This is a genomic window from Micromonospora nigra (genome assembly GCF_900091585.1).
Taxonomy (GTDB): domain Bacteria; phylum Actinomycetota; class Actinomycetes; order Mycobacteriales; family Micromonosporaceae; genus Micromonospora; species Micromonospora nigra.
Genome location: NZ_FMHT01000003.1, coordinates 5,100,533 through 5,121,547, shown reverse-complemented (window position 1 = coordinate 5,121,547; position 21,015 = coordinate 5,100,533). Strand labels below are relative to the sequence as shown.

Genomic DNA, 21,015 nt, shown 5'->3' with positions numbered 1-21,015 from the left:
CCGACCGCCGGACCGCCGGACCGACCGACCGTCGGACCACCCGAGCACCCGAGCACCCGAGCACCGTCCGCCGGATGCCGACGGGCCGGGCACGGGCGGGTAACCAGGAGGCGGCTCGACCGGCGGCCTGCCTATCCTTGGCACGCCATGCAGAATCCAGCCACACCCGCCGCGGCCGATCCCGTCCGCGAGGTGCACCGCCGCCTCTCCCCGTTGCTGTTCCGCGACCAGCGCCACCTGCGCCGACGGCTCGACGGGCTGCGCCGGCTGCGTGACCCCGACCGGCGCGCGGCGGCGCTGGGAGAGATCGTGGCCGACGTGGCCGCCGCGGAGGCCCGCCTGGAGCAGCGTCGGGCGGCGGTCCCGGCGATCACCTATCCGGCGGGCCTGCCGGTCAGCGACCGGCGGGACGACCTCGCCGCCGCCATCCGCGACCACCAGGTCGTCATCGTGGCCGGCGAGACGGGCTCCGGGAAGACCACCCAGCTACCGAAGATCTGTCTGGAGCTGGGTCGGGGCGTGCACGGGCTGATCGGGCACACCCAGCCCCGGCGGCTGGCCGCCCGGACGGTGGCCGACCGCATCGCCGAGGAACTGGGCACCGAGCTGGGCGACGTGGTCGGCTACAAGGTGCGCTTCACCGACCAGGTCAGCGACCGCAGCCTGGTCAAGCTGATGACCGACGGCATCCTGCTGGCCGAGTTGCAGACCGACCGGATGCTGCGTCAGTACGACACGCTGATCATCGACGAGGCGCACGAACGCAGCCTGAACATCGACTTCATCCTCGGCTACCTTCGGCAGCTGCTCCCCCGCCGACCCGACCTGAAGGTCGTCATCACCTCGGCGACGATCGAGACCGACCGGTTCGCCCGGCACTTCGCCGGCCCGCCGACCGAGGAGCACCCCGAAGGTCGGCCGGCGCCGGTCGTGGAGGTCTCCGGGCGCGTGTACCCGGTGGAGGTGCGCTACCGGCCACTGGTCGAGGTGGCCGACGGCGAGGAGACCGAGGAGGCCGACGAGGAGAACGTCCGCGACCAGATCCAGGCCATCGGCGACGCGGTCGAGGAACTCGCCGCCGAGGGGCCCGGCGACATCCTGGTCTTCCTCTCCGGCGAGCGGGAGATCCGGGACACCGCCGACGCGCTAAGCAAGCTGGTGCAGTCGAAACGGTCGCTGCTGGGCACGGAGATCCTCCCGCTGTACGCCCGGCTCAGCACCGCCGAGCAGCACCGGGTCTTCGCCCCGCACCCGGGACGCCGGGTGGTGTTGGCCACCAACGTCGCGGAGACGTCGCTGACCGTGCCCGGCATCAAGTACGTGGTGGACCCGGGCACCGCCCGGATCTCCCGCTACTCGAACCGGTTGAAGGTGCAGCGCCTGCCCATCGAGCCGGTGTCACAGGCGTCGGCCAACCAGCGCAAGGGCCGCTGCGGGCGTACCTCGGACGGCATCTGCGTCCGGTTGTACGACGAGCAGGACTTCCTGTCCCGGCCGGAGTTCACCGACCCCGAGATCCTGCGCACCAACCTGGCCTCGGTCATCCTCCAGATGACCGCGATCGGGTTGGGCGACATCGCCGCGTTCCCGTTCGTCGACCCGCCGGACCGGCGCAACGTATCCGACGGCGTCAACCTGCTGCACGAGCTGGGCGCGCTGGACCCGACGGAGCCCGACCCGGCGAAGCGGCTCACCCCGCTGGGGCGGCGGCTGGCGCAGTTGCCGGTCGACCCCCGGCTGGCCCGGATGGTTCTGGAGGGCGAACGCAACGGCTGCGCCACCGAGGTCATGGTGATCGCCGCCGCCCTGTCGATCCAGGACCCGCGGGAGCGTCCGGCCGAGAAGCAGGCCCAGGCCGACCAGGCACACGCCCGGTTCGCCGACGCCGAGTCCGACTTCGTGGCGCTGCTCAACCTGTGGCGGTACCTGCGCGAGCAGCAGCGCGCCCTGTCGTCCAGCGCATTCCGCCGGATGTGCCGGGCGGAATACCTCAACTACCTGCGGGTCCGCGAGTGGCAGGACATCGTCAGCCAACTCCGCCAGGTGCTGCGTACCCCGGAATCCGGTGGCGGGCGCGGCGGGCGACCGGCGCGCGACACCGCGACCGGCACGGAGGCCGGCCGGGGTGCGGGCCGGCGGGCCGGCGCGGACCTGCCGGAAGAGATCGACACCCCGAAGGTGCACCAGGCGCTGCTGGCCGGGCTGCTGTCCCACGTCGGGATGAAGGATCCGCAGAAGCACGAGTACCTGGGCGCGCGGGGGCCAGGTTCGCCCTGTTCCCCGGCTCGGCGCTGTTCCGCAAGCCGCCGCGGTGGGTGATGGCCGCCGAGTTGGTGGAGACGTCGCGGCTGTGGGGCCGGGTGGCCGGCCGGGTGGAGCCGGAGTGGGTGGAGCCGCTGGCACAACATCTGGTCAAGCGCAGCTACAGCGAGCCGCACTGGGAGAAGAAACAGGCGGCGGTGATGGCGTACGAGAAGGTGACGCTGTACGGCATCCCGCTGGTCACCTCCCGCAAGGTCAACTTCGGCCGGATCGATCCGGCGCTGAGCCGGGAGCTGTTCATCCGGCACGCTCTGGTCGAGGGCGACTGGCAGACCCACCACCGCTTCTGGCAGGACAACCGGGCGCTGCTGGCCGACGTCGAGGAGTGGGAGAACCGGGCCCGGCGGCGGGACATCCTGGTCGACGACGAGACGATCTTCCAGTTCTACGACGAGCGGATCCCGGCCGACGTGGTCTCCGGGCGACACTTCGACGCCTGGTGGAAGAAGACCCGCCGGGAGCGGCCCGACCTGCTCACCTTCACCCGTGAGCTGCTGGTCAACGCCGGCCGGGGCGGTGTCGACGAGAACGACTACCCGGACGAGTGGCGGGCCGACGGGGTCACCCTGCCGCTGACGTACACGTTCGACCCGGGCACCCCGACCGACGGCGTGACCGTCGACATCCCGCTGCCGCTGCTCAACCAGGTGCCGGCGGAGAGCTTCGACTGGCAGGTGCCCGGCCTGCGCGAGGACCTCGTGATCGCGTTGATCCGGTCGCTGCCGAAGGCGATCCGGCGCAACTTCGTCCCGGTGCCGGACTTCGCCCGCGCCGCCCTCGCGGCGATGCCGGCGGGGCAGGAGCCCCTGCTCGACGCGCTGACCCGGCAGTTGCGCCGGATGACCGGGGTCACCGTGCCCCGTGACGCGTGGGACACCGCGCGGCTCCCCGCGCACCTGCGGGTGACCTTCCGGGTGCTCGGCGAGGACGACAAGCCGGTCGCCGAGGGCAAGGACCTGCCGGCCCTGCAACGCCGGCTCACCACCCAGGTACGGCAGGTGGTGGCCGCCGCCGCGCCGGACGTGGCGCGTACCGGCCTGACGCAGTGGGACATCGGCACCCTGCCGCGCACCATCGAGCAGGTGCGGGCCGGGTACGCGGTGACCGCGTACCCGGCGCTGGTGGACGAGGGCGCCACCGTGGGCGTGAAGGTGTTCGACTCCGCGGCGGAGCAGGAGGCCGCGCACTGGGCGGGCACCCGGCGGCTGCTGCGGCTGACCGTGCCGTCACCGGCGAAGTTCCTCCAGGGGCGGCTGTCCAACGAGGCGAAGCTGGCGTTGAGCCGCAACCCGCACGGCGGGGTGCAGGCACTGATCGAGGACGCGGCGGGGGCGGCGATCGACAGGCTGATCGCGGACGCGGGCGGGCCCGCCTGGGACGCCGAGGGCTTCACGGCGCTGCGGGACAGGGTCCGCGCCGACCTCGTGGACACCATCGTGGAGGTGATGGACCGGGTGCGCCGGGTGCTCGCCGCCGCGTACGCCGTGGAGCAGCGGCTCGGCGCGACCCGGAACCTGGCGGTGGTGGCGGCGCTGGCGGACATCCGCGGCCAGCTGTCCGGCCTGGTGCACGCCGGGTTCGTCACCGAGGCCGGGTACGCCCGCCTGCCCGACCTGCTGCGCTACCTGACGGCGATCGAGCGTCGCCTGGACCGGCTGCCGGGCAATCCGGCGCGCGACAAGCAGCAGCAGGACCGGATCGCGGTGGTGCAGAAGGAGTACGACGACCTGCTGGCCGCACTGCCGCCGGCGCGGCGGCGGTCGGCGGCGGTGCGGCAGATCCGCTGGATGATCGAGGAACTGCGGGTGAACGTGTTCGCGCAGGCGTTGGGCACCCCGTACCCGGTGTCGGAGCAGCGCATCTACCGGGCGATGGACGACGCGGAGGGCCGCTGACCCCGCGGGGCGGCGGCGGGGCGGGGGCCGCGCAGCACCCGCAGCAGCACCCCGGGCGTGAGCAGCCGGGTCGGCGGGTCGACGAGGTTGAGCACCCGCAGGAAAGCCGCGCCGAGCGCCGGGTCGCGGGTCGCGGCGGCGTGCAGCCGGTGGACGTACGCGTTGACCAGCCGCACCCGCGGCGACCGGCGACCGGGCACCTCGGGGAAGCGCAGATCCGTGCCGACCGAGATGGCCCATGGCCCGTCGATGATCCGGGCGGCGCCGCGGAAGAACCGCCGGGCCAGCCGGTCCGGGGCCTGCTGGGCCAGTAGCCGGCGCAGCAGCAGCGCCTCCAGCGCGGCCACGGTCATTCCCTGCCCGTACAGGGGGTTGAAGCTGCACAGGGCGTCGGCGACCACCAGGTAGCCGGCGGGGAAGCGGCGCAGCCGTTCGTAGCGGCGACGGACGCTGGCCGGGAAGCGCATGACGGCCCCCGGCCCGGCCGGCTCGGCGGTGCGCAGCAGCTCGGCGATCTGTGGCGCGGCGAGGGTGTCGGCGAACTCGACCATGCCCGCCTCGTCGGCCGGGGGTTCCTCGCCGAGCATGCCGCTGAGGGCCACCGCGAAACGGTCGTTCTCCTGCACGGCGACGATGCCCCCGCGCGGTCGGCCGGGTGTCGCGTTGGCCAGCGTCCCGAGCAGGCCGTCGAGGTGGTGCGGTTCCCGGTGGTAGGTGCGGGTCAGGTAGGTCACGTCCACCCGGACCTGCTCCTCGGGGGCCGGTCGGTGACCCAGTTCGGCGAGCCACCGGGGGCTGCGGGTGCCCCGCCCGGCGGCGTCCACCACGAGGTCCGCGTCGACGGTCTCCGGCTCGCCGTCGCGCGGGTGCAGGCGTACGCCGGTGACCCGCCGCCGGTCGGCGGTGCTGGTCAGCCCGGTCGCCTCGCACCCCGTCCTGATCCGCAGCCCGGGCAGGGCCGCGACGCGGGCGCGGACCACCTGCTCCAGCAGGGGTCGGCTGACGCCGAAGCCGGTCAACGGCGACGGGGCACGGCGCATCGGGAAGCCGTCGTTGTACCAGTGCACCTGCCCGTGCAGGTCGACGGTGGGGACGCCGCGGGCGGTCAGTTCGCCGCCGACGCCGGGCAACAGTTCCTCCAGGGCCTGCCGGCCGCGCGCCAGCAGGACGTGCAGTTGCCGTCCCTGTGGGACGCCCCGGCGGCTGGTCGCCTGGTCGGGGACGGTGTCCCGGTCGACGAGCAGGACCTCGTCGTACACCTCGGCGAGGACGCGAGCGGTGAGCAGGCCACCCATGCTGGCGCCGATCACCACGGCGCGCTGCGACGTCATGCGCGCAAGCGTAGGCGGGGCGGCGCAGGCGGTCGTCTTCCGGCATGCTCAGCTTCAGAGTGGTTCGACGCCGGGCGGGAGGTCGTCGGTGGCGGTCGCCTCGTGCACGTACTCGAGCAGGATGCGACGCAGTTCCCGGCCGGCGTGGGTGGGCACGGCGTCGCGGCGGCGGGCCACGGCGATGGTGCGCCGCACGCCGGGCGGAGCGAGGCGGGTGACCCGGATGGCGGGTCGCCGGGCGACCACGATGCCGGGTACCAGGGCGATGCCCAGCCCCGCCTCGACGAAGCTGAGGACGGCGTCCATCTCGCCGCCGTCGACGGACAGGGTCGGTTCGAAGCCGGCGTCCCGGCACGCCTGGAGGGTGGCGTCGCGCAGGTCGTAGCCCTCCCGGAACATCACCAGTGGCTGGTCGCGCAGGTCGGTGATGCGCAGGTCGCCGCCGGGCGCGACGGTGGGCACCGGGTCGACGGAGGCCACCACGAGGCTCTCGCGCAGGATCGGGTCGGCGCGCAGCCCGGGGTCGGTGCCCTGCGCCGGCATGATGATCAGTGCCAGGTCGAGGTCGCCGTGCAGCAGGTCACGGACCAGGTCCTGGGAGCCGCCCTCCTCGACCCGCAGGTCGATGGTGGGGTGGGCGTCGCGGAACCGCCGCAGCACGGGCGGGGCGAGCGAGGTGGCGAGGCTGGGGGTCGCGCCGAGCCGGACCCGGCCACGCCGCAGGCCCACCAGTTCCTGCACCTCGCGGGTGGCGGTGTCGACGTCGGCGAGGATCCGGGTGGCCAGCGGCAGCAGCACCTTTCCGGCGGCGGTGAGGGTGATGTTGCCCCTTACCCGTTCGAACAGGGGCGCCCCGAGGGTGCCCTCCAGGGCGTGAATTTGCTTACTCAACGAGGGCTGGGTTATGCCGACGATATCGGCCGCCTGAGTGAAATGTCGCACTTCGGCCACCGCGACGAAGTACCTGAGTTGGTGGAGCTGCATCCAGATAGCTTACGGCTATCAAGACTGCGAGGTCGATGCATTGGACGACTGATCAAAGTGCTCCTAGCGTCGATCAGGTGGTAGTCACGACGAGAACCCGGTCGCCCATCCGCTCCAGCGTCGGCCTCAAGGCCGTCATGGCGGTGACGGGCATCATCCTGGTGCTGTTCCTCATCGCGCACATGCTCGGCAACCTGAAGATCTTCGCGGGCGCCGGGTCGTTCAACCACTACGCGGAGTGGCTGCGCGAGCTGGGGGCCCCCGTGCTGCCGGGCGTCTGGGGCCTGTGGATCCTGCGGATCGGGCTGGTGGTCGCCGTACTCGGTCACATCTGGGCCGCCACGGCCCTGGCGCTGCGCGCCCGCGCCGCCCGCCCGGTGCGGTACGCGCACCGCAAGAAGGTCCGGGGCAGCTACGCGGCCCGCACCATGCGCTGGGGCGGCGTGATCATCCTGCTCTTCGTGATCTACCACATCCTGGACCTGACCACCGGCACGCTGAACCCGGTCGGCGACCCGACCCGCCCGTACGCCAACGTGGTCGCCGACTTCGCCCCGGAGCGCTGGTACGTCACGCTCTTCTACACCCTGGCGGTCGTCACCCTCGGCTTCCACCTGCGCCACGGGCTCTTCAGCGCGCTGCGCAGCCTCGGCCAGCAGACCCCGCGCGGCGAGCAGCGCGCCCGGCTCGTGGCGCTGGGCTTCGCCGTCGCGCTCTGCGCCGGCTACCTGGTGGTCCCGTTCGCCGTACTCACCGGATTGGTGTCCTGACCATGGATCTGTTCACCGAGGGCGACCCGATCGCCGACACCAGGGCCCCCGACGGCCCCGTCGAGACCCGGTGGGAGCGCCGCCGCTTCTCCGCCAAGCTGGTCAACCCGGCCAACCGCCGCAAGATGACCGTGATCGTGGTGGGTACCGGCCTGGCCGGCGGCTCCGCCGCCGCGACCCTCGCCGAGCAGGGCTACCAGGTCAAGTCGTACTGCTACCAGGACAGCCCCCGCCGCGCGCACTCGATCGCCGCGCAGGGTGGCATCAACGCCGCCAAGAACTACCGCAACGACGGTGACTCGGTGCACCGGCTGTTCTACGACACCGTCAAGGGCGGCGACTTCCGCTCCCGGGAGTCGAACGTGCACCGGCTGGCCGAGGTGTCGGTGAACATCATCGACCAGTGCGTTGCCCAGGGCGTGCCGTTCGCCCGCGAGTACGGCGGCCTGCTCGACACCCGCTCCTTCGGTGGCGCCCAGGTGCAGCGCACCTTCTACGCCCGCGGTCAGACGGGCCAGCAGCTGCTGCTCGGCGCGTACCAGGCCCTGGAACGGCAGATCGGCCTGGGCAACGTCGAGATGAACGCCCGGCACGAGATGCTGGAGCTGGTCGTCGTCGACGGCCGGGCCCGCGGCATCGTGGTGCGGGACATGGTCACCGGCGAGATCACCACCGAGATGGCCGACGCGGTGGTGCTGGCCTCCGGCGGGTACGGCAACGTCTTCTACCTCTCCACCAACGCCAAGGGCTGCAACGTCACGGCCACCTGGCGGGCGCACCGCAAGGGTGCGTACTTCGCCAACCCCTGCTACACGCAGATCCACCCGACCTGCATCCCGGTCTCCGGCGACCACCAGTCGAAGCTGACCCTGATGAGCGAGTCGCTGCGCAACGACGGCCGGGTGTGGGTGCCGAAGACCAAGGGCGACGACCGCGACCCCCGCGAGATTCCCGAGGACGAGCGGGACTACTACCTGGAGCGGATCTACCCCTCGTTCGGCAACCTGGTGCCCCGCGACATCGCCTCCCGGGCCGCGAAGAACGTGTGCGACGAGGGCCGCGGCGTCGGGGCGACCAAGCTCGGGGTCTACCTGGACTTCGCCGACGCGATCACGCGGCTCGGCCGCAAGGCCGTCGAGGCCAAGTACGGCAACCTCTTCGAGATGTACGAGCGGATCACCGGCGAGGACCCGTACGAGGTCCCGATGCGGATCTACCCCGCCGTGCACTACACGATGGGTGGCCTGTGGGTCGACTACGACCTCCAGTCGACCATCCCCGGCCTGTTCGTGATCGGCGAGGCGAACTTCTCCGACCACGGCGCGAACCGGCTGGGCGCGTCGGCCCTGATGCAGGGACTCGCCGACGGCTACTTCGTCCTGCCCAGCACCATCGCCAACTACCTGGCGTCCGGGCCGTTGGAGAAGGTCGACGCCAGCCATCCGGCGGCGGTCGAGGCCCGCGCGGACGTCGAGGACCGGATCCAGCGGCTCCTGGCAGTCGACGGCGACCGGACCGTCGACTCGTTCCACCGGGAGCTGGGCCAGATCATGTGGGAGCACTGCGGCATGGAGCGTAGTGACGCCGGCCTCCGCAAGGCGATCGACGAGATCCGGACGCTGCGCGAGGAGTTCTGGCAGCGGGTCAAGGTGCCGGGCTCCGGCGAGGGGCTCAACCAGTCGCTGGAGAAGGCCGGCCGGGTGGCCGACTTCTTCGAGCTGGCCGAGCTCATGTGCATCGACGCGCTGCACCGCGAGGAGTCCTGCGGCGGTCACTTCCGGGCCGAGCACCAGACCCCCGACGGCGAGGCGCAGCGCGACGACGAACGGTTCGCCTATGTCGCGGCGTGGGAGTACACCGCCGCCGGTACGCCTGCCGTGCTGCACAAGGAAGACCTGACCTTCGAATACGTCCACCCCACGCAGCGGAGCTACAAGTGAACCTGACCCTGCGCATCTGGCGTCAGTCCGGTCCCGAGGACAAGGGTCGGATGGTGACCTACCAGGTCGACGACGTGTCCCCCGACATGTCCTTCCTGGAGATGCTCGACGTGCTCAACGAACGGCTCATCCTCGACGGGGACGAGCCGGTCGCGTTCGACCACGACTGCCGCGAGGGCATCTGCGGCATGTGCGGTCTGATGATCAACGGGGACGCGCACGGGCCGCAGCGCGGCACCACCGCCTGCCAGTTGCACATGCGACAGTTCTCCGACGGCGACACGATCGACATCGAACCCTGGCGGGCCCGGGCCTTCCCGGTCATCAAGGACCTGGTGGTCAACCGCGGCGCGTTCGACAAGATCATCGCTGCTGGCGGGTACATCACCGCCCCGACCGGCAGCGCCCCGGAGGCGCACTCCGTGCCGGTGGCCAAGGCCAACGCGGACACCGCCTTCGAGTCGGCCGCCTGCATCGGCTGCGGCGCCTGCGTGGCGGCCTGCCCCAACGGTTCCGGCATGCTCTTCACCGCCGCGAAGATCACCCAGCTCTCGCTGCTCCCGCAGGGCCAGCCGGAGCGGTTCACCCGGGTGGTCGGCATGGTCGACGCTCACGACGAGGCCGGCTTCGGCGGCTGCACCAACGCCGGTGAGTGCACCTCGGTCTGCCCGAAGGGCATCCCGCTGACCACCATCGGCCGGCTCAACCGCGACTACCTCCAGGCCACCTCGAAGCGGGGCGACAACACCCCCGGCTCCTGAACCGGCCCACCCGCACGTGACCGCCCTGCCCCGCCGGCAGGGCGGTCACTCTCTCCCCGACGCCGGCACCGGGGCTGGGGCCCCGACCTGCCCGGCGGCCCGACACGTTTCCCGATCGCCGGTTCAACCGGGCGTCGCCGGGTAGCAGAGCCCGGAGGACAGCACACGGAGGGGGAATCCGGCATGAGGGCACTCACCTGGCAGGGCAAACGGGACGTACGGGTCGAGGAGGTGCCCGATCCGCGGATCGAGGAGCCGACCGATGCGATCGTCCGGATCACCTCCACCGCGATCTGCGGTTCCGACCTGCACCTGTACGAGGTTCTCGGGCCGTACCTGAAGCCCGGCGACGTGCTCGGCCACGAACCGATGGGCGTCGTCGAGGAGGTCGGCACCGGGGTGACCCGACTCAAGCCGGGCGATCGCGTCGTGGTCCCGTTCAACATCTCCTGCGGCACGTGCTGGATGTGCCAGCGGCAGCTCTACGCGCAGTGCGAGACCACCCAGGTCACCTCCGAGGGCAAGGGCGCGGCGCTGTTCGGGTACACCTCGCTGTACGGTTCGGTGCCCGGCGGGCAGGCGCAGTACCTTCGGGTGCCGCAGGCCCAGTTCGGCCCGATCAAGGTCCCGGACGTCGGCCCCGACGAGCGCTGGCTGTACCTGTCGGACATCCTGCCCACCGCCTGGCAGGCGGTGACGTACGCCGACACCCCGCCCGGCGGCACCCTGGCCGTCTTCGGGCTCGGCCCGGTCGGCCAGTTCAGCGCCCGGATCGGCAGGCACCTGGGCGCGGGCCGGGTGATCGGGCTGGACCTGGTGCCGGAGCGCCTGGAGATGGCCCGCCGGCACGGCATCGAGGTGCTCGACGTCTCCCAGCTCGACGACGTACCGGGTGCCCTGATCGACCTGGTGGACGGGCGCGGACCGGACGCGGTGATCGACGCGGTCGGCATGGAGTCGCACGGGGCGCCGCTGGCCAAGGCGGCCCAGGCCGCCGTCGGGCTGCTGCCGGACAAGCTCGCCCAGACCTTGGTCGACAAGGTCGCGGTGGACCGCCTCACCGCCCTCAAGGCCGCCGTCAAGAGCGTACGGCGCGGCGGCACCGTGTCCGTCTCGGGCGTGTACGGCGGTGAGGTCGACCCGATGCCGCTGATGGAGATGTTCGACCGGGGCATCCAGTTGCGCATGGGGCAGTGCCATGTGCGGCGCTGGGTGGACGAGATCATGCCGCTGCTCTCCGGCGACGACGACCCACTGGGCGTGGCGGACCTGCGGACCCACCGGGTGCCGCTGGAGCAGGCCCCGCAGGCGTACGAGATGTTCCAGAAGAAGCAGGACGGCTGCGTCAAGGTCGTCCTCGCGCCGTGAGTCGCGTGGTCGTCCTGACCGGCGCGACCAGCGGGATCGGACGGGCGGCGGCCAGGGAGTTCGCCGGGCGCGGGGACCGTTTGATCCTCGCCGCCCGGTCCCCCGCCACCCTCGCCGACGTCCGCGACGAGTGCGTCGCCGCCGGCGTCGAGGCACTGGCCGTGCCGACCGACGTCACCGACGACGGCGCGTTGGACGCCCTCGCCGCCGCGGCGCTCGACCGGTTCGGCCACATCGACGTGTGGGTGCACAGCGCGGCGACGATGGCGTACGGCCGGTTCACCGACCTGCCTCCACGGGTCTTCGACCAGGTGGTGCGCACCGACCTGCTGGGGGCGGCGAACTCCGCCCGGGTGGCGTTGCGACACTTCGCCCGCCACGGCGGCGGCACCCTGATCCTCATCGGCTCGGTGCTGGGGCACGTCACCGCCCCGTACATGAGCGCGTACGTGGCCAGCAAGTGGGGGCTGCGGGGGTTGGTCCGGGCGTTGCAGCAGGAGGCCCGCGACACCCCCGGCGTGCGGGTGAGCCTCGTGACCCCCGGCAGCGTCGACACCCCCGTCTACCAGCAGGCGGCCAACTACCTGGGTCGACTGGGGCGCCCACCGCTGCCGATCGCCACCCCGCAACGGGTGGCACGGGCCGTCGTGGCCTGCGCCGACCGGCCCCGGCGGGAGGTCTCCGTGGGTCGGATCAACCTGCTGATGCGGGCCGGTTTCACCGCCCTGCCCACGGTCTACGACCTGCTGGTCGGCCCACTGATGCGATGGGGCGGACTGACCGGGCAGGCGGTGGAGCCGCACGACGGCACGGTCTTCACGCCGAACCCGACGGGCGAGGCCGTGCGGGGCGGGTGGTTGCCCCGGTTGCCCCGGTTGCCCGGAGCATCTCGGCTGCCCTGGGGCGACGGCGGCTGAGGCCGCCGCGACCGCCGGGTCCCGCCCGTGACCGGTGGGTTCGCCGCGCCCTGGCGGGTTTCGCCCGCGAGCGCCAGGTCCCGCTCGCGCACCCGGCGGGCGGTCGGGGCCCGTCGGGGCATCCGGGTCACCGCCGCCCAGGGCGGGCTACGGTGGAGCACGGACACGGCGGGAGGACAGGTATGCGGGCGGAGCAGGAGCCCACGGGGCGGCGGACGTCAGGCGGGCGGATCGGCGGCATCGCCGCGGTGGCGGCCCTCGCCGGGCTGGCGTGGGTGGCCCGGGACGTTCCGGCGGCGTTGGGCGGCCGGCTGACCGGGGCCAGGGCCGAGCGGGTCACCCGATCCCCCCAGTTCCGCGACGGCACGTTCCACAACCGGGCGAGCACCCGCACCATGGTCGCCGACCCCGGTCGCAACCTGCTCCGCGAGCTGATCTTCGGCAAGCAGAAGCGACGCCCGAGCGCGGCGGTGCCGCTGGTGCGCCCAGGGGACACGACCATCGGAACCAGCCACGACCTCAGCGTCGTCTGGTTCGGTCACGCCTCGGCGCTGATCGAGGTCGAGGGGCGTCGGGTGCTGGTCGACCCGGTGTGGAGCCAGCGGTGCTCCCCGTCGGCGCTGGTCGGCCCGAAACGGCTGCACGAGCCGCCGGTGACGCTGGCCGAGCTGCCCACCGTGGACGCGATCCTGATCTCGCACGACCACTACGACCACCTCGACATGGCCACGGTACGGGAGCTGGTGGCCCGCCAGCGGGCCCCGTTCGTGGTGCCGCTGGGCGTCGGCGCGCACCTGGACCGCTGGGGCGTGCCGGCGGACCGGATCGTGGAGCTGGACTGGTCCCAGACCCACGACCTGGGTGGGCTGGCGCTCACCGCCACCGCCGCACAGCACTTCTCCGGGCGGGGGCTGCGCCGTGACGGCACACTGTGGAGTTCCTGGGTGGTGGCGGGTGCACACCGCCGGGTGTTCTACACCGGCGATTCGGGCTACTTCGACGGGTACGCCGAGATCGGCGAGCAGCACGGCCCGTTCGACGTGACGCTGATGCAGATCGGCGCGTACGACCGGGCCTGGCCGACGATCCACATGTTCCCCGAGGAGGCGGTCGCCGCCCACCTGGACCTGCGTGGCGGGCTGCTGATTCCGGTGCACTGGGCGACGTTCAACCTCGCCCTGCACGACTGGTCGGAGCCGGTGAACCGGCTGTGGGCCGAGGCGAAGGCACGCGACGTGCGGCTGGCGGTGCCCCGACCGGGTGAGCGGGTGGTGGTCGACGATCCGGTGCCGGTCGACGGCTGGTGGCAGGCCGTGGCGTGAGCACAGCCGTGGCGTGAGCACAGCCGTGGCTGAAGGGCCGACCGTTGCGGAGGGGCCGCCTCAGAGCACGAAGGCGTCGGTCCACAGGGCGCCGGAGCGGCCTGACAGCGCGTCCAGCATGGCTACCGCCTGCCCGTCGGTGAGCTGGGCGACGAAGTCCACGATGGCCCGGCCCCGGGCCCGGCCGATCCGGTCCGGGGTACGGGGGTGCAGCTCCGCCTCGGCCAGCTCGACCAGGTCGTGCAGTCGACGGGGCAGGCGGGACTCCTCCTCCGGGTCGAGCAGCCAGTCGAGCAGCGCCTCGACCAGGGTGCCCAGCAGCCGGGCCTGGCCGCGCTGGTGCAGGGCCAGGTCGGGGCGGGCCAGCACGAACCGGTGGTGGACGAACTTGAGCACCTGCACCTCGTGCCACTGGGGACAGGCCAGCAGGACGTGCCCGGAGCGCAGGTGCGGCTGCTCGACCACCGTGATGGCGTCGACGAAACGGGTGGTCCACCGGGCGCTGAACCGGGCCACGTACTGCTCGGACTCGATCGAGCCGTCGAACGGCAGCGCCAGCAGCCCCTCGACCAGTTCCTGGCGGACGTGTTCCACGGCGGCGGCGAACGCCTCGTCGTCGGCGATCCAGCCGTCCTTGCGGTGCAGGTGGCGGCGCAGCCGCTCGATCGCCGAGCCGGGCCGGCGGGCGGCGGTGGCCAGGGCCGCGTCGGTGACGGCCCGCAGGTGCCCGCTCTCGCGCTGCCAGGCCATCAGCTCGGCGGCGACCGTGCCCTGCTGGAGCACCCCGACCCGGTAGAAGTCCTCGACGTCGTGGATGGCGTACGCGACGTCGTCGGCGGTGTCCATCACCGACGCCTCGACGGTCTGCTGCCAGTCGAGGATCCGGCCGACGAACGGCTCCCGGGCCTGCCGCAGGTCGTCCAGTTCGGTGCGGTACGCGCCGAACTTCGCCGAGCCGCTGTCCGGGTCGTCCGGCGGGACGGCGGCCCCGCGCGGGGCGGGGTCCAGCAGCCGGGGGTGCGGGTCCGGGTGGTCGAGCCGGGTCCACGGGTACTTCAGCATCGCGGCCCGCACCGCCGCGGTCAGGTCGAGGCCGGTGGTGGCCGCGCCCCGGATCTCGGTGGAGGTGACGATCCGGTACGACTGGGCGTTGCCCTCGAACCCGTCGGTGAGACCGAGCCGCTGCCGGGCCAGCCGGTCCAGCACCCGCTCCCCCAGGTGCCCGAACGGCGGGTGACCGAGGTCGTGGGCGAGGGCGGCGGCCTCCACCACGTCCGGATCGCAGCCACCCAGCTTCTCCAGCAGCTTCCGGTGCGTGTCGTCGGCGGTGAGTCGTTCGGCGATCGCCCGGGCGACCTGCGCCACCTTGAGGCTGTGGGTGAGCCGGTTGTGCACCAGCAGGCCCGACCCGCCCGGGCTGACCACCTGGGTGACCCCGCCGAGGCGGGTGAAGAACGGCGAGGCGACGATCCGGTCCCGGTCGGCCCGGAAAGGGCTGGCGGCCAGGTCACCGAGGGTCCGGGCGCTGCCGCCGAAGAGCCGGCGGGCACGCGGCTCGGCAGGTGGTTCCATGATCGCCACGCTAGCGGGGCACAATGCACGGCGTAACCCGGACCCGGAGGCGGAGCGAGATCGTGACCCAGTCTGTTCACCAGCGGATCGCCGAGGAGCTCGGCGTAGCCGAGCGGCAGGTACGCGCGGCCGTGGAACTGCTCGACGGCGGCGCCACCGTGCCGTTCATCGCCCGTTACCGCAAGGAGGCCACCGGCCTGCTCGACGACACCCAGCTGCGCACCCTCGAGGAGCGGCTGCGCTACCTGCGCGAGCTGGACGAGCGGCGTGCGGCGGTGCTGGAGTCGATCCGCGCCCAGGGCAAGCTCGACGAGACGCTGGAAGCGCAGATCATGGCGGCCGACTCGAAGTCCCGCCTGGAGGACATCTACCTGCCGTACAAGCCGAAGCGGCGGACCCGGGCGCAGATCGCCCGCGAGGCGGGGTTGGAGCCCCTGGCGGAGTCGCTGCTGGCCGACCCGACGCAGGATCCGCGCACGGCGGCCGGGGCGTTCGTCGACGCCGACCGGGGGGTGGCCGACGCCGCCGCCGCGTTGGACGGCGCGCGGGCCATCCTGATCGAGCGGTTCGCCGAGGACGCCGATCTGATCGGCACGCTGCGCGAGCAGATGTGGTCGCGGGGTCGGTTGGTGGCCCGGGTACGCGACGGGCAGGAGACGGTCGGGGCGAAGTTCGCCGACTACTTCGACTTCGCCGAGCCGTACCCGAAGCTGCCCTCGCACCGGATCCTGGCCATGTTCCGGGGCGAGAAGGAGGGCGTGCTCGATCTGACCATGGATCCGGAGGCCGAGGGCGACTCCGACGCGACGCCGGCCGGGCCGACCCGCTACGAGGCGGTGATCGCGGGCCGGTTCGGCGTCGTCGACCGGGGGCGGCCGGCCGACCGGTGGCTGGCCGACACGGTGCGGTGGGCGTGGCGGACCCGGATCCTGATCCACCTCGGTGCGGATCTGCGGATGCGGCTGTGGCAGGCCGCCGAGGAGGAGGCCGTGCGGGTCTTCGCCACCAACCTGCGGGACCTGCTGCTGGCGGCACCCGCCGGCAGCCGGCCCACGATGGGGCTGGACCCGGGCCTGCGTACCGGCGTGAAGGTGGCCGTGGTGGACGCCACCGGCAAGGTGGTCGCCACCGACACCATCTATCCGCACGAGCCGCGCCGGCAGTGGGACGCCTCGATCGAGACCCTGGCCCGGCTGGCCGCCGCGCACCAGGTGGAGCTGGTGGCGATCGGCAACGGCACGGCCAGCCGGGAGACCGACAAGCTCGCCGGTGACCTGATCACGCGCTTCCCGCAGCTCAAGCTGACCAAGGTGGTGGTCTCCGAGGCCGGGGCGTCGGTCTACTCGGCGTCCGCGTACGCCTCCCAGGAACTGCCCGGCCTGGACGTCTCCCTGCGGGGAGCGGTGTCGATCGCCCGGCGGTTGCAGGATCCCCTCGCCGAGCTGGTGAAGATCGACCCGCGTTCGATCGGCGTCGGCCAGTACCAGCACGACCTGTCCGAGGTGAAGCTGTCGCGGTCGCTGGACGCGGTGGTGGAGGACTGCGTCAACGCGGTGGGCGTGGACGTGAACACCGCGTCGGCGCCGCTGCTGACCCGGGTCTCCGGCATCGGGGCGGGACTGGCGGAGAACATCGTGCTGCACCGGGACGCCAACGGCCCGTTCCGCACCCGGTCGGAGCTGAGGAAGGTGGCCCGGCTGGGCCCGAAGGCGTTCGAGCAGTGCGCCGGCTTCCTGCGCATCCCCGGCGGCGACGACCCGTTGGACTCCTCCAGCGTGCACCCCGAGGCGTACCCGGTGGTGCGGCGCATCCTGGCCAGCACCGGCCAGGACCTGCGCTCGCTGATCGGCAGGTCGGCCATTCTGCGCGGGCTGCGGGCGACCGACTTCGTCGACGACACGTTCGGCCTGCCCACCGTCACCGACATCCTCGCCGAGTTGGAGAAGCCCGGTCGTGACCCGCGTCCCGAGTTCAGGACGGCGACCTTCGTCGAGGGGGTCGAGAAGATCGGCGACCTCACGCCGGGCATGGTGCTGGAGGGGGTGGTCACGAACGTGGCCGCGTTCGGGGCCTTCGTCGACGTCGGGGTGCACCAGGACGGCCTGGTGCACGTGTCGGCCATGTCCCGCACCTTCGTGAAGGATCCACGCGAGGTGGTGAAGTCCGGCGACGTGGTGAAGGTCAAGGTGCTGGACGTGGACGTGCCCCGCAAGCGCATCTCGCTGACCCTGCGTCTCGAGGACGAGGCCGAGCCGGGCGGCGGACGCGGCGGCCGGGGTGGCGGCGAGCGGCCGGGACGCGGCGGGCCGGGAGGCCAGGGACGCGACGGGCAGGGCCGCGGCGGAGGCGGCGGCCAGGGCGGGCAGGCACGCGGTGGCCAGGGCGGGCAAGGGCGCGGCGGTCAGGCTGGCCAGGGGCGCGGTAGTCACAGCGGCCAGGGACGCGGCGGCCAGGGCCGGGGCGGCGCGGGCGCGCCCGCCGACGGGGCGATGGCCGACGCGCTACGGCGTGCCGGTCTGCTCTGAGCCGAGGGTCGTCGGGCATCACCACCGGTGACTCGCAGGCTGACGCCGCGCGGAGGAAGGGGCGAGGACGGGGGCGAGGGCAGGTGGGCCGGCGGCGGCGGGCCGGCGTACCGTCAGGGTCGTGGTCACCGACGACGGCCCGGACTGGCGGGAGACGCGGCGGCACGCGGTGCTGGCGCACGCGGCGGCCCAGGAGCGGCGCCGGCATGCCGAACAGGCCGAGGCGGCGCGGCTGGTCAGCGCGTTCGTCGCCGAGGCGCGGCGGCGGGGCCTGCCCACCACCCGGCTCGTCGCCCGGTCACACGACGGCCGGGCCCGCTACCGCACCCGCCTGCACGGCTGGTACATCGACCGGGCCCGGACCCGGGCCGTGGACGTGGACGGCCGGTTCCACCTGCTGACCGTGCCCCGCGCGCTGCGCGCCCGGTTCCTCGGGGCCGACCCGCAGCCCGGCCCGGCGCCGCTGGTGGTCGGCGAGGGCGGTCGCGACGGTGAGTCGGTGCCGCTGCGGGTCCTGCTGCAACGTCGGCTCGACGCCGACTCCTGAGGCGACGCCGCCGGCGGGTCGGCCCGCCCGCTGACGCGACGCCCTCGGCCACGTGTCCGGGCTGACCAGCCACGACGACACTCCGGCCCGCACGTGGCGCGCCCATGCGCCGTGTCCTTTCCGTGCCCTCGCGAGTTGAGGTGTCGGGTTTCGTGTGACTGTCGCCGCTTCCACCTGCTGGGAGGGGATCACGTGACACGACCCGTTGGTCTGCTTCGACGGTCGACTCACGGAGGTCAGAACGGTGCCCGCAACCTCGTTGACCGCGCCCGTACGCCCGACCCCGCCCGCGCGGCGGGTCGATCCGGTCAAGCGGTTGTTCGACGTGGTCCTCGCGGCGGCACTGCTGCTGCTGACCGCGCCGCTGATGGCGGCGGTCGCAGTGGTGGTCGCCGTGGGCCTGGGCCGGCCGGTGCTGTTCCGGCAGCGCCGGGTGGGCCGGGACGACCGCCTGTTCGAGTTGGTCAAGTTCCGCAGCATGCGCGAGCCGGACCCGGCCCGCGGGCTGGTCAGCGACGCCGACCGGCTCACCCCGCTGGGCCGCTGGCTGCGCGCCTCCAGTCTGGACGAGCTGCCCACCCTCTGGAACGTGCTGCGGGGCGACATGAGCATCGTCGGCCCCCGACCGCTGCTGCCCGAGTACCTCGGCCGGTACTCCCCCACCCAGGCCCGCCGGCACGAGGTCCGTCCGGGCGTCACCGGCCTGGCCCAGGTACGCGGGCGCAACAGCCTCGACTGGGACGACAAGCTCGCGCTCGACGTGGAGTACGTCGACCGGCGCAGTCTCCGCCTCGACCTGTCGATCCTGGTGGCCACGGTCCGTACGGTGCTGGGCCGGGAGGGCATCTCCGCCACCGGCAGCGCGACCGCGCCGGAGTTCCTCGGGAGCCGGCGATGAGCGGCGTCATCCACCTGTCCGCGCCGGACGTCGGGCCGCTGGAGGAGGCGTACCTGATCGCGGCCCTGCGGTCCGGGTGGGTCGCGCCGGTCGGGCCGGACCTCGACGCGTTCGAGCGGGAGGTCGCGGCGCGCGTCGGCACCCGTGGCGCGGTGGCGGTCAGTTCGGGCACCGCGGCGCTGCACCTGGCCCTGTTGGGGTTGGGTGTCGGCCCGGAAGACGTGGTGCTGGTGCCGACCCTGACGTTCGTCGCCACCGCCAACGCGGTCCGCTACACCGGTGCGCGGCCGGTCTTCGTCGACTGCGACCCGCACACCGGCAACATCGACGTGGCGCTGGTCGCCGAGGTGCTGCACCGACTGCGCTCGCGGGGCGAGCGGGTGGGTGCGGTGATCCCCGTCGACATGCTCGGCAGCTGCGCGGACTACCCGGCGCTGCTGCCGGTCTGCGCCGCCGCCGACGTCCCGGTGGTCGAGGACGCCGCGGAGGCGCTGGGCGCGACGCACCTCGGCCGTCCCGCGGGTTCCTTCGGCCGGGTCGCTGCCCTGTCGTTCAACGGGAACAAGATCATGACCACCTCGGGGGGCGGGATGCTCGTCGGCGACGACGTGGCCCTGCTCGATCGGGCCCGGCACCTGTCAACCCAGGCGCGCGAGCCGGTGCCCCACTACGAACACCGGGAGACCGGCTACAACTACCGGCTGAGCAACCTGCTCGCCGCGCTCGGCCGCGCCCAGCTCCTGCGGTTGGACGGGATGATCGACCGCCGCCGGCGACTGCGCGACCGGTACGCGAAACTCTTCGCCCCGGTTCCCGGGGTCGACCTGATCGGCGCCGAGGACACCGGCTCGAACTGCTGGCTCACCAGCATCCGGGTGGACCGGCACCGGTCGGGCTGGTGTGCCGCGGACCTCGCCGCCCACCTGGCCGCCCGGGACATCGAGACCAGGCCGGTGTGGAAGCCGATGCACCTGCAACCGGCGTACGCCGACGCCGAGTGCCTGCTCACCGGGGCGGCCGAGCGGCTCTTCGCCGACGGGCTGACCCTGCCCAGCGGCAGCGTGCTCGGCGAGCGGGAGGTCACCGCCGTGCTCTCCGCGATCGACGAGTTCCTGACGGCGCGCACGGGGGCTCCGGCGGCGTGACCGTACCCCTGGTGATCGTCGGTTGTGGCGGGCACGGCCGGGAGGTCCTGACCATCGCCCGTGCCATGGACGCGGGGACCGGACCGCCCCGCTGGCGGCTGCTCGGCTTCGTCGACGACCGGCCCGGCGAGGAGAACCTCAAGCGGGTGCACCGGCTGGACGTGCCCTGGCTGGGTGGCGTCGAGTGGCTGCGGGACGCCCCCGGCGACACCCACCACGTCATCGGCATCGGTGACCCGCGGGTCCGGCGCGCGGTCGCCCAGCGGATCGACCGGTACGGCGTCCCGGCGGCCAGCCTCGTGCACCCTGACGCGACGCTCGGCGACGACCTGCGGCACGGCCCCGGCTTCGTCGCGTTCCCGGGTGCCCGGGTCACCACGAACGTCACCGTCGGCCGCCACGTGCACCTCAACCAGAACTGCACGGTCGGCCACGACTGCGTGCTGGCCGACCACGTGTCGGTGAATCCGCTGGCCGCCGTCTCCGGGGACTGCCGGCTCGACGACGGGGTGCTCGTCGGCACCACCGCCGCCGTCCTCCAGGGGCTGCGGGTGGGCCGGGACGCCACCGTCGGCGCGGGCGCGTGTGTGGTGCGGGACGTGCCCGAGGGCGTCGTGGTCAAGGGCGTTCCGGCCCGTTGAGGTTACCCAACCCCGGCACGGAGCACGAATCCTCCCACCAATGGTGAAAGCGGCACATAAGGCCCCTAAAGCATGTA

14 protein-coding genes and 1 pseudogene are annotated in these 21,015 nt (G+C 73.0%); 12 read left to right on the top strand and 3 right to left on the bottom strand.

What is annotated here, in order from left to right; genetic code table 11:
• Window positions 1-147 precede the first annotated feature (147 nt).
• A pseudogene (gene hrpA / locus GA0070616_RS22375) lies at window positions 148-4,217 on the top strand (ATP-dependent RNA helicase HrpA).
• On the opposite strand, the gene GA0070616_RS22370 reads toward hrpA, so the two are convergent.
• A complete protein-coding gene (locus GA0070616_RS22370; RefSeq protein ID WP_091086690.1) occupies window positions 4,184-5,548 on the bottom strand; it encodes an FAD-dependent oxidoreductase in 1,365 nt (454 codons plus the stop codon). The pseudogene hrpA and the gene GA0070616_RS22370 overlap by 34 nt on opposite strands.
• A 54-nt stretch (window positions 5,549-5,602) precedes the next feature.
• Complete coding sequence (locus tag GA0070616_RS22365) at window positions 5,603-6,532, bottom strand: LysR family transcriptional regulator (protein WP_091086687.1); 930 nt, start codon at window positions 6,530-6,532, stop codon at window positions 5,603-5,605.
• Window positions 6,533-6,609: 77 nt separating this feature from the next.
• Here GA0070616_RS22365 and GA0070616_RS22360 point away from each other — a divergent pair, with 77 nt between their 5' ends.
• The 6 genes from GA0070616_RS22360 (at window position 6,610) to GA0070616_RS22335 (ending at window position 13,610) form a co-directional block, all read left to right on the top strand.
• Window positions 6,610-7,302 carry a succinate dehydrogenase cytochrome b subunit gene (locus GA0070616_RS22360; protein WP_281188341.1) on the top strand — a complete coding sequence of 231 codons (693 nt, stop codon included), beginning with the start codon at window positions 6,610-6,612 and terminating at the stop codon, window positions 7,300-7,302.
• Window positions 7,303-7,304: 2 nt separating this feature from the next.
• Window positions 7,305-9,242: a fumarate reductase/succinate dehydrogenase flavoprotein subunit gene (locus GA0070616_RS22355; RefSeq protein ID WP_091086678.1), complete on the top strand. Its 1,938-nt coding sequence runs from the start codon at window positions 7,305-7,307 to the stop codon at window positions 9,240-9,242.
• Window positions 9,239-10,003 (top strand): succinate dehydrogenase/fumarate reductase iron-sulfur subunit, encoded by a 765-nt coding sequence (locus GA0070616_RS22350; protein ID WP_091086675.1) that lies wholly within the window; start codon window positions 9,239-9,241, stop codon window positions 10,001-10,003. The genes GA0070616_RS22355 and GA0070616_RS22350 overlap by 4 nt, the downstream gene beginning before the upstream one ends.
• A 183-nt stretch (window positions 10,004-10,186) precedes the next feature.
• Entirely contained in the window at window positions 10,187-11,371 is a 1,185-nt protein-coding gene (locus GA0070616_RS22345; RefSeq protein ID WP_091086672.1) for a zinc-dependent alcohol dehydrogenase, read from the top strand.
• Window positions 11,368-12,288, top strand: coding sequence for an SDR family NAD(P)-dependent oxidoreductase (locus GA0070616_RS22340; RefSeq protein ID WP_091086669.1), 921 nt, complete (start codon window positions 11,368-11,370; stop codon window positions 12,286-12,288). Before GA0070616_RS22345 ends, GA0070616_RS22340 begins: the two co-directional genes overlap by 4 nt.
• Before the next feature lie 182 nt (window positions 12,289-12,470).
• Window positions 12,471-13,610 (top strand): MBL fold metallo-hydrolase, encoded by a 1,140-nt coding sequence (locus GA0070616_RS22335; RefSeq protein WP_091086667.1) that lies wholly within the window; start codon window positions 12,471-12,473, stop codon window positions 13,608-13,610.
• A gap of 60 nt (window positions 13,611-13,670) precedes the next feature.
• Here GA0070616_RS22335 and GA0070616_RS22330 read toward each other — a convergent pair whose 3' ends face one another.
• Window positions 13,671-15,182 carry a deoxyguanosinetriphosphate triphosphohydrolase family protein gene (locus GA0070616_RS22330; RefSeq protein ID WP_091091394.1) on the bottom strand — a complete coding sequence of 504 codons (1,512 nt, stop codon included), beginning with the start codon at window positions 15,180-15,182 and terminating at the stop codon, window positions 13,671-13,673.
• A gap of 62 nt (window positions 15,183-15,244) precedes the next feature.
• Here GA0070616_RS22330 and GA0070616_RS22325 point away from each other — a divergent pair, with 62 nt between their 5' ends.
• From GA0070616_RS22325 to GA0070616_RS22305, 5 genes are all read left to right on the top strand, one after another.
• Window positions 15,245-17,707, top strand: a complete 2,463-nt coding sequence (locus GA0070616_RS22325) for a Tex family protein (protein ID WP_091086663.1) — start codon at window positions 15,245-15,247, stop codon at window positions 17,705-17,707.
• 121 nt (window positions 17,708-17,828) lie between these two features.
• Window positions 17,829-18,254, top strand: a complete 426-nt coding sequence (locus tag GA0070616_RS22320; RefSeq protein ID WP_091086659.1) for a hypothetical protein — start codon at window positions 17,829-17,831, stop codon at window positions 18,252-18,254.
• Window positions 18,255-18,498: 244 nt separating this feature from the next.
• Window positions 18,499-19,152, top strand: a complete 654-nt coding sequence (locus GA0070616_RS22315; RefSeq protein ID WP_281188338.1) for a sugar transferase — start codon at window positions 18,499-18,501, stop codon at window positions 19,150-19,152.
• Window positions 19,149-20,297: an aminotransferase class I/II-fold pyridoxal phosphate-dependent enzyme gene (locus GA0070616_RS22310; RefSeq protein WP_091086656.1), complete on the top strand. Its 1,149-nt coding sequence runs from the start codon at window positions 19,149-19,151 to the stop codon at window positions 20,295-20,297. The genes GA0070616_RS22315 and GA0070616_RS22310 overlap by 4 nt, the downstream gene beginning before the upstream one ends.
• Entirely contained in the window at window positions 20,294-20,938 is a 645-nt protein-coding gene (locus GA0070616_RS22305) for an acetyltransferase (RefSeq protein WP_091086653.1), read from the top strand. The genes GA0070616_RS22310 and GA0070616_RS22305 overlap by 4 nt, the downstream gene beginning before the upstream one ends.
• Window positions 20,939-21,015 lie beyond the last annotated feature (77 nt).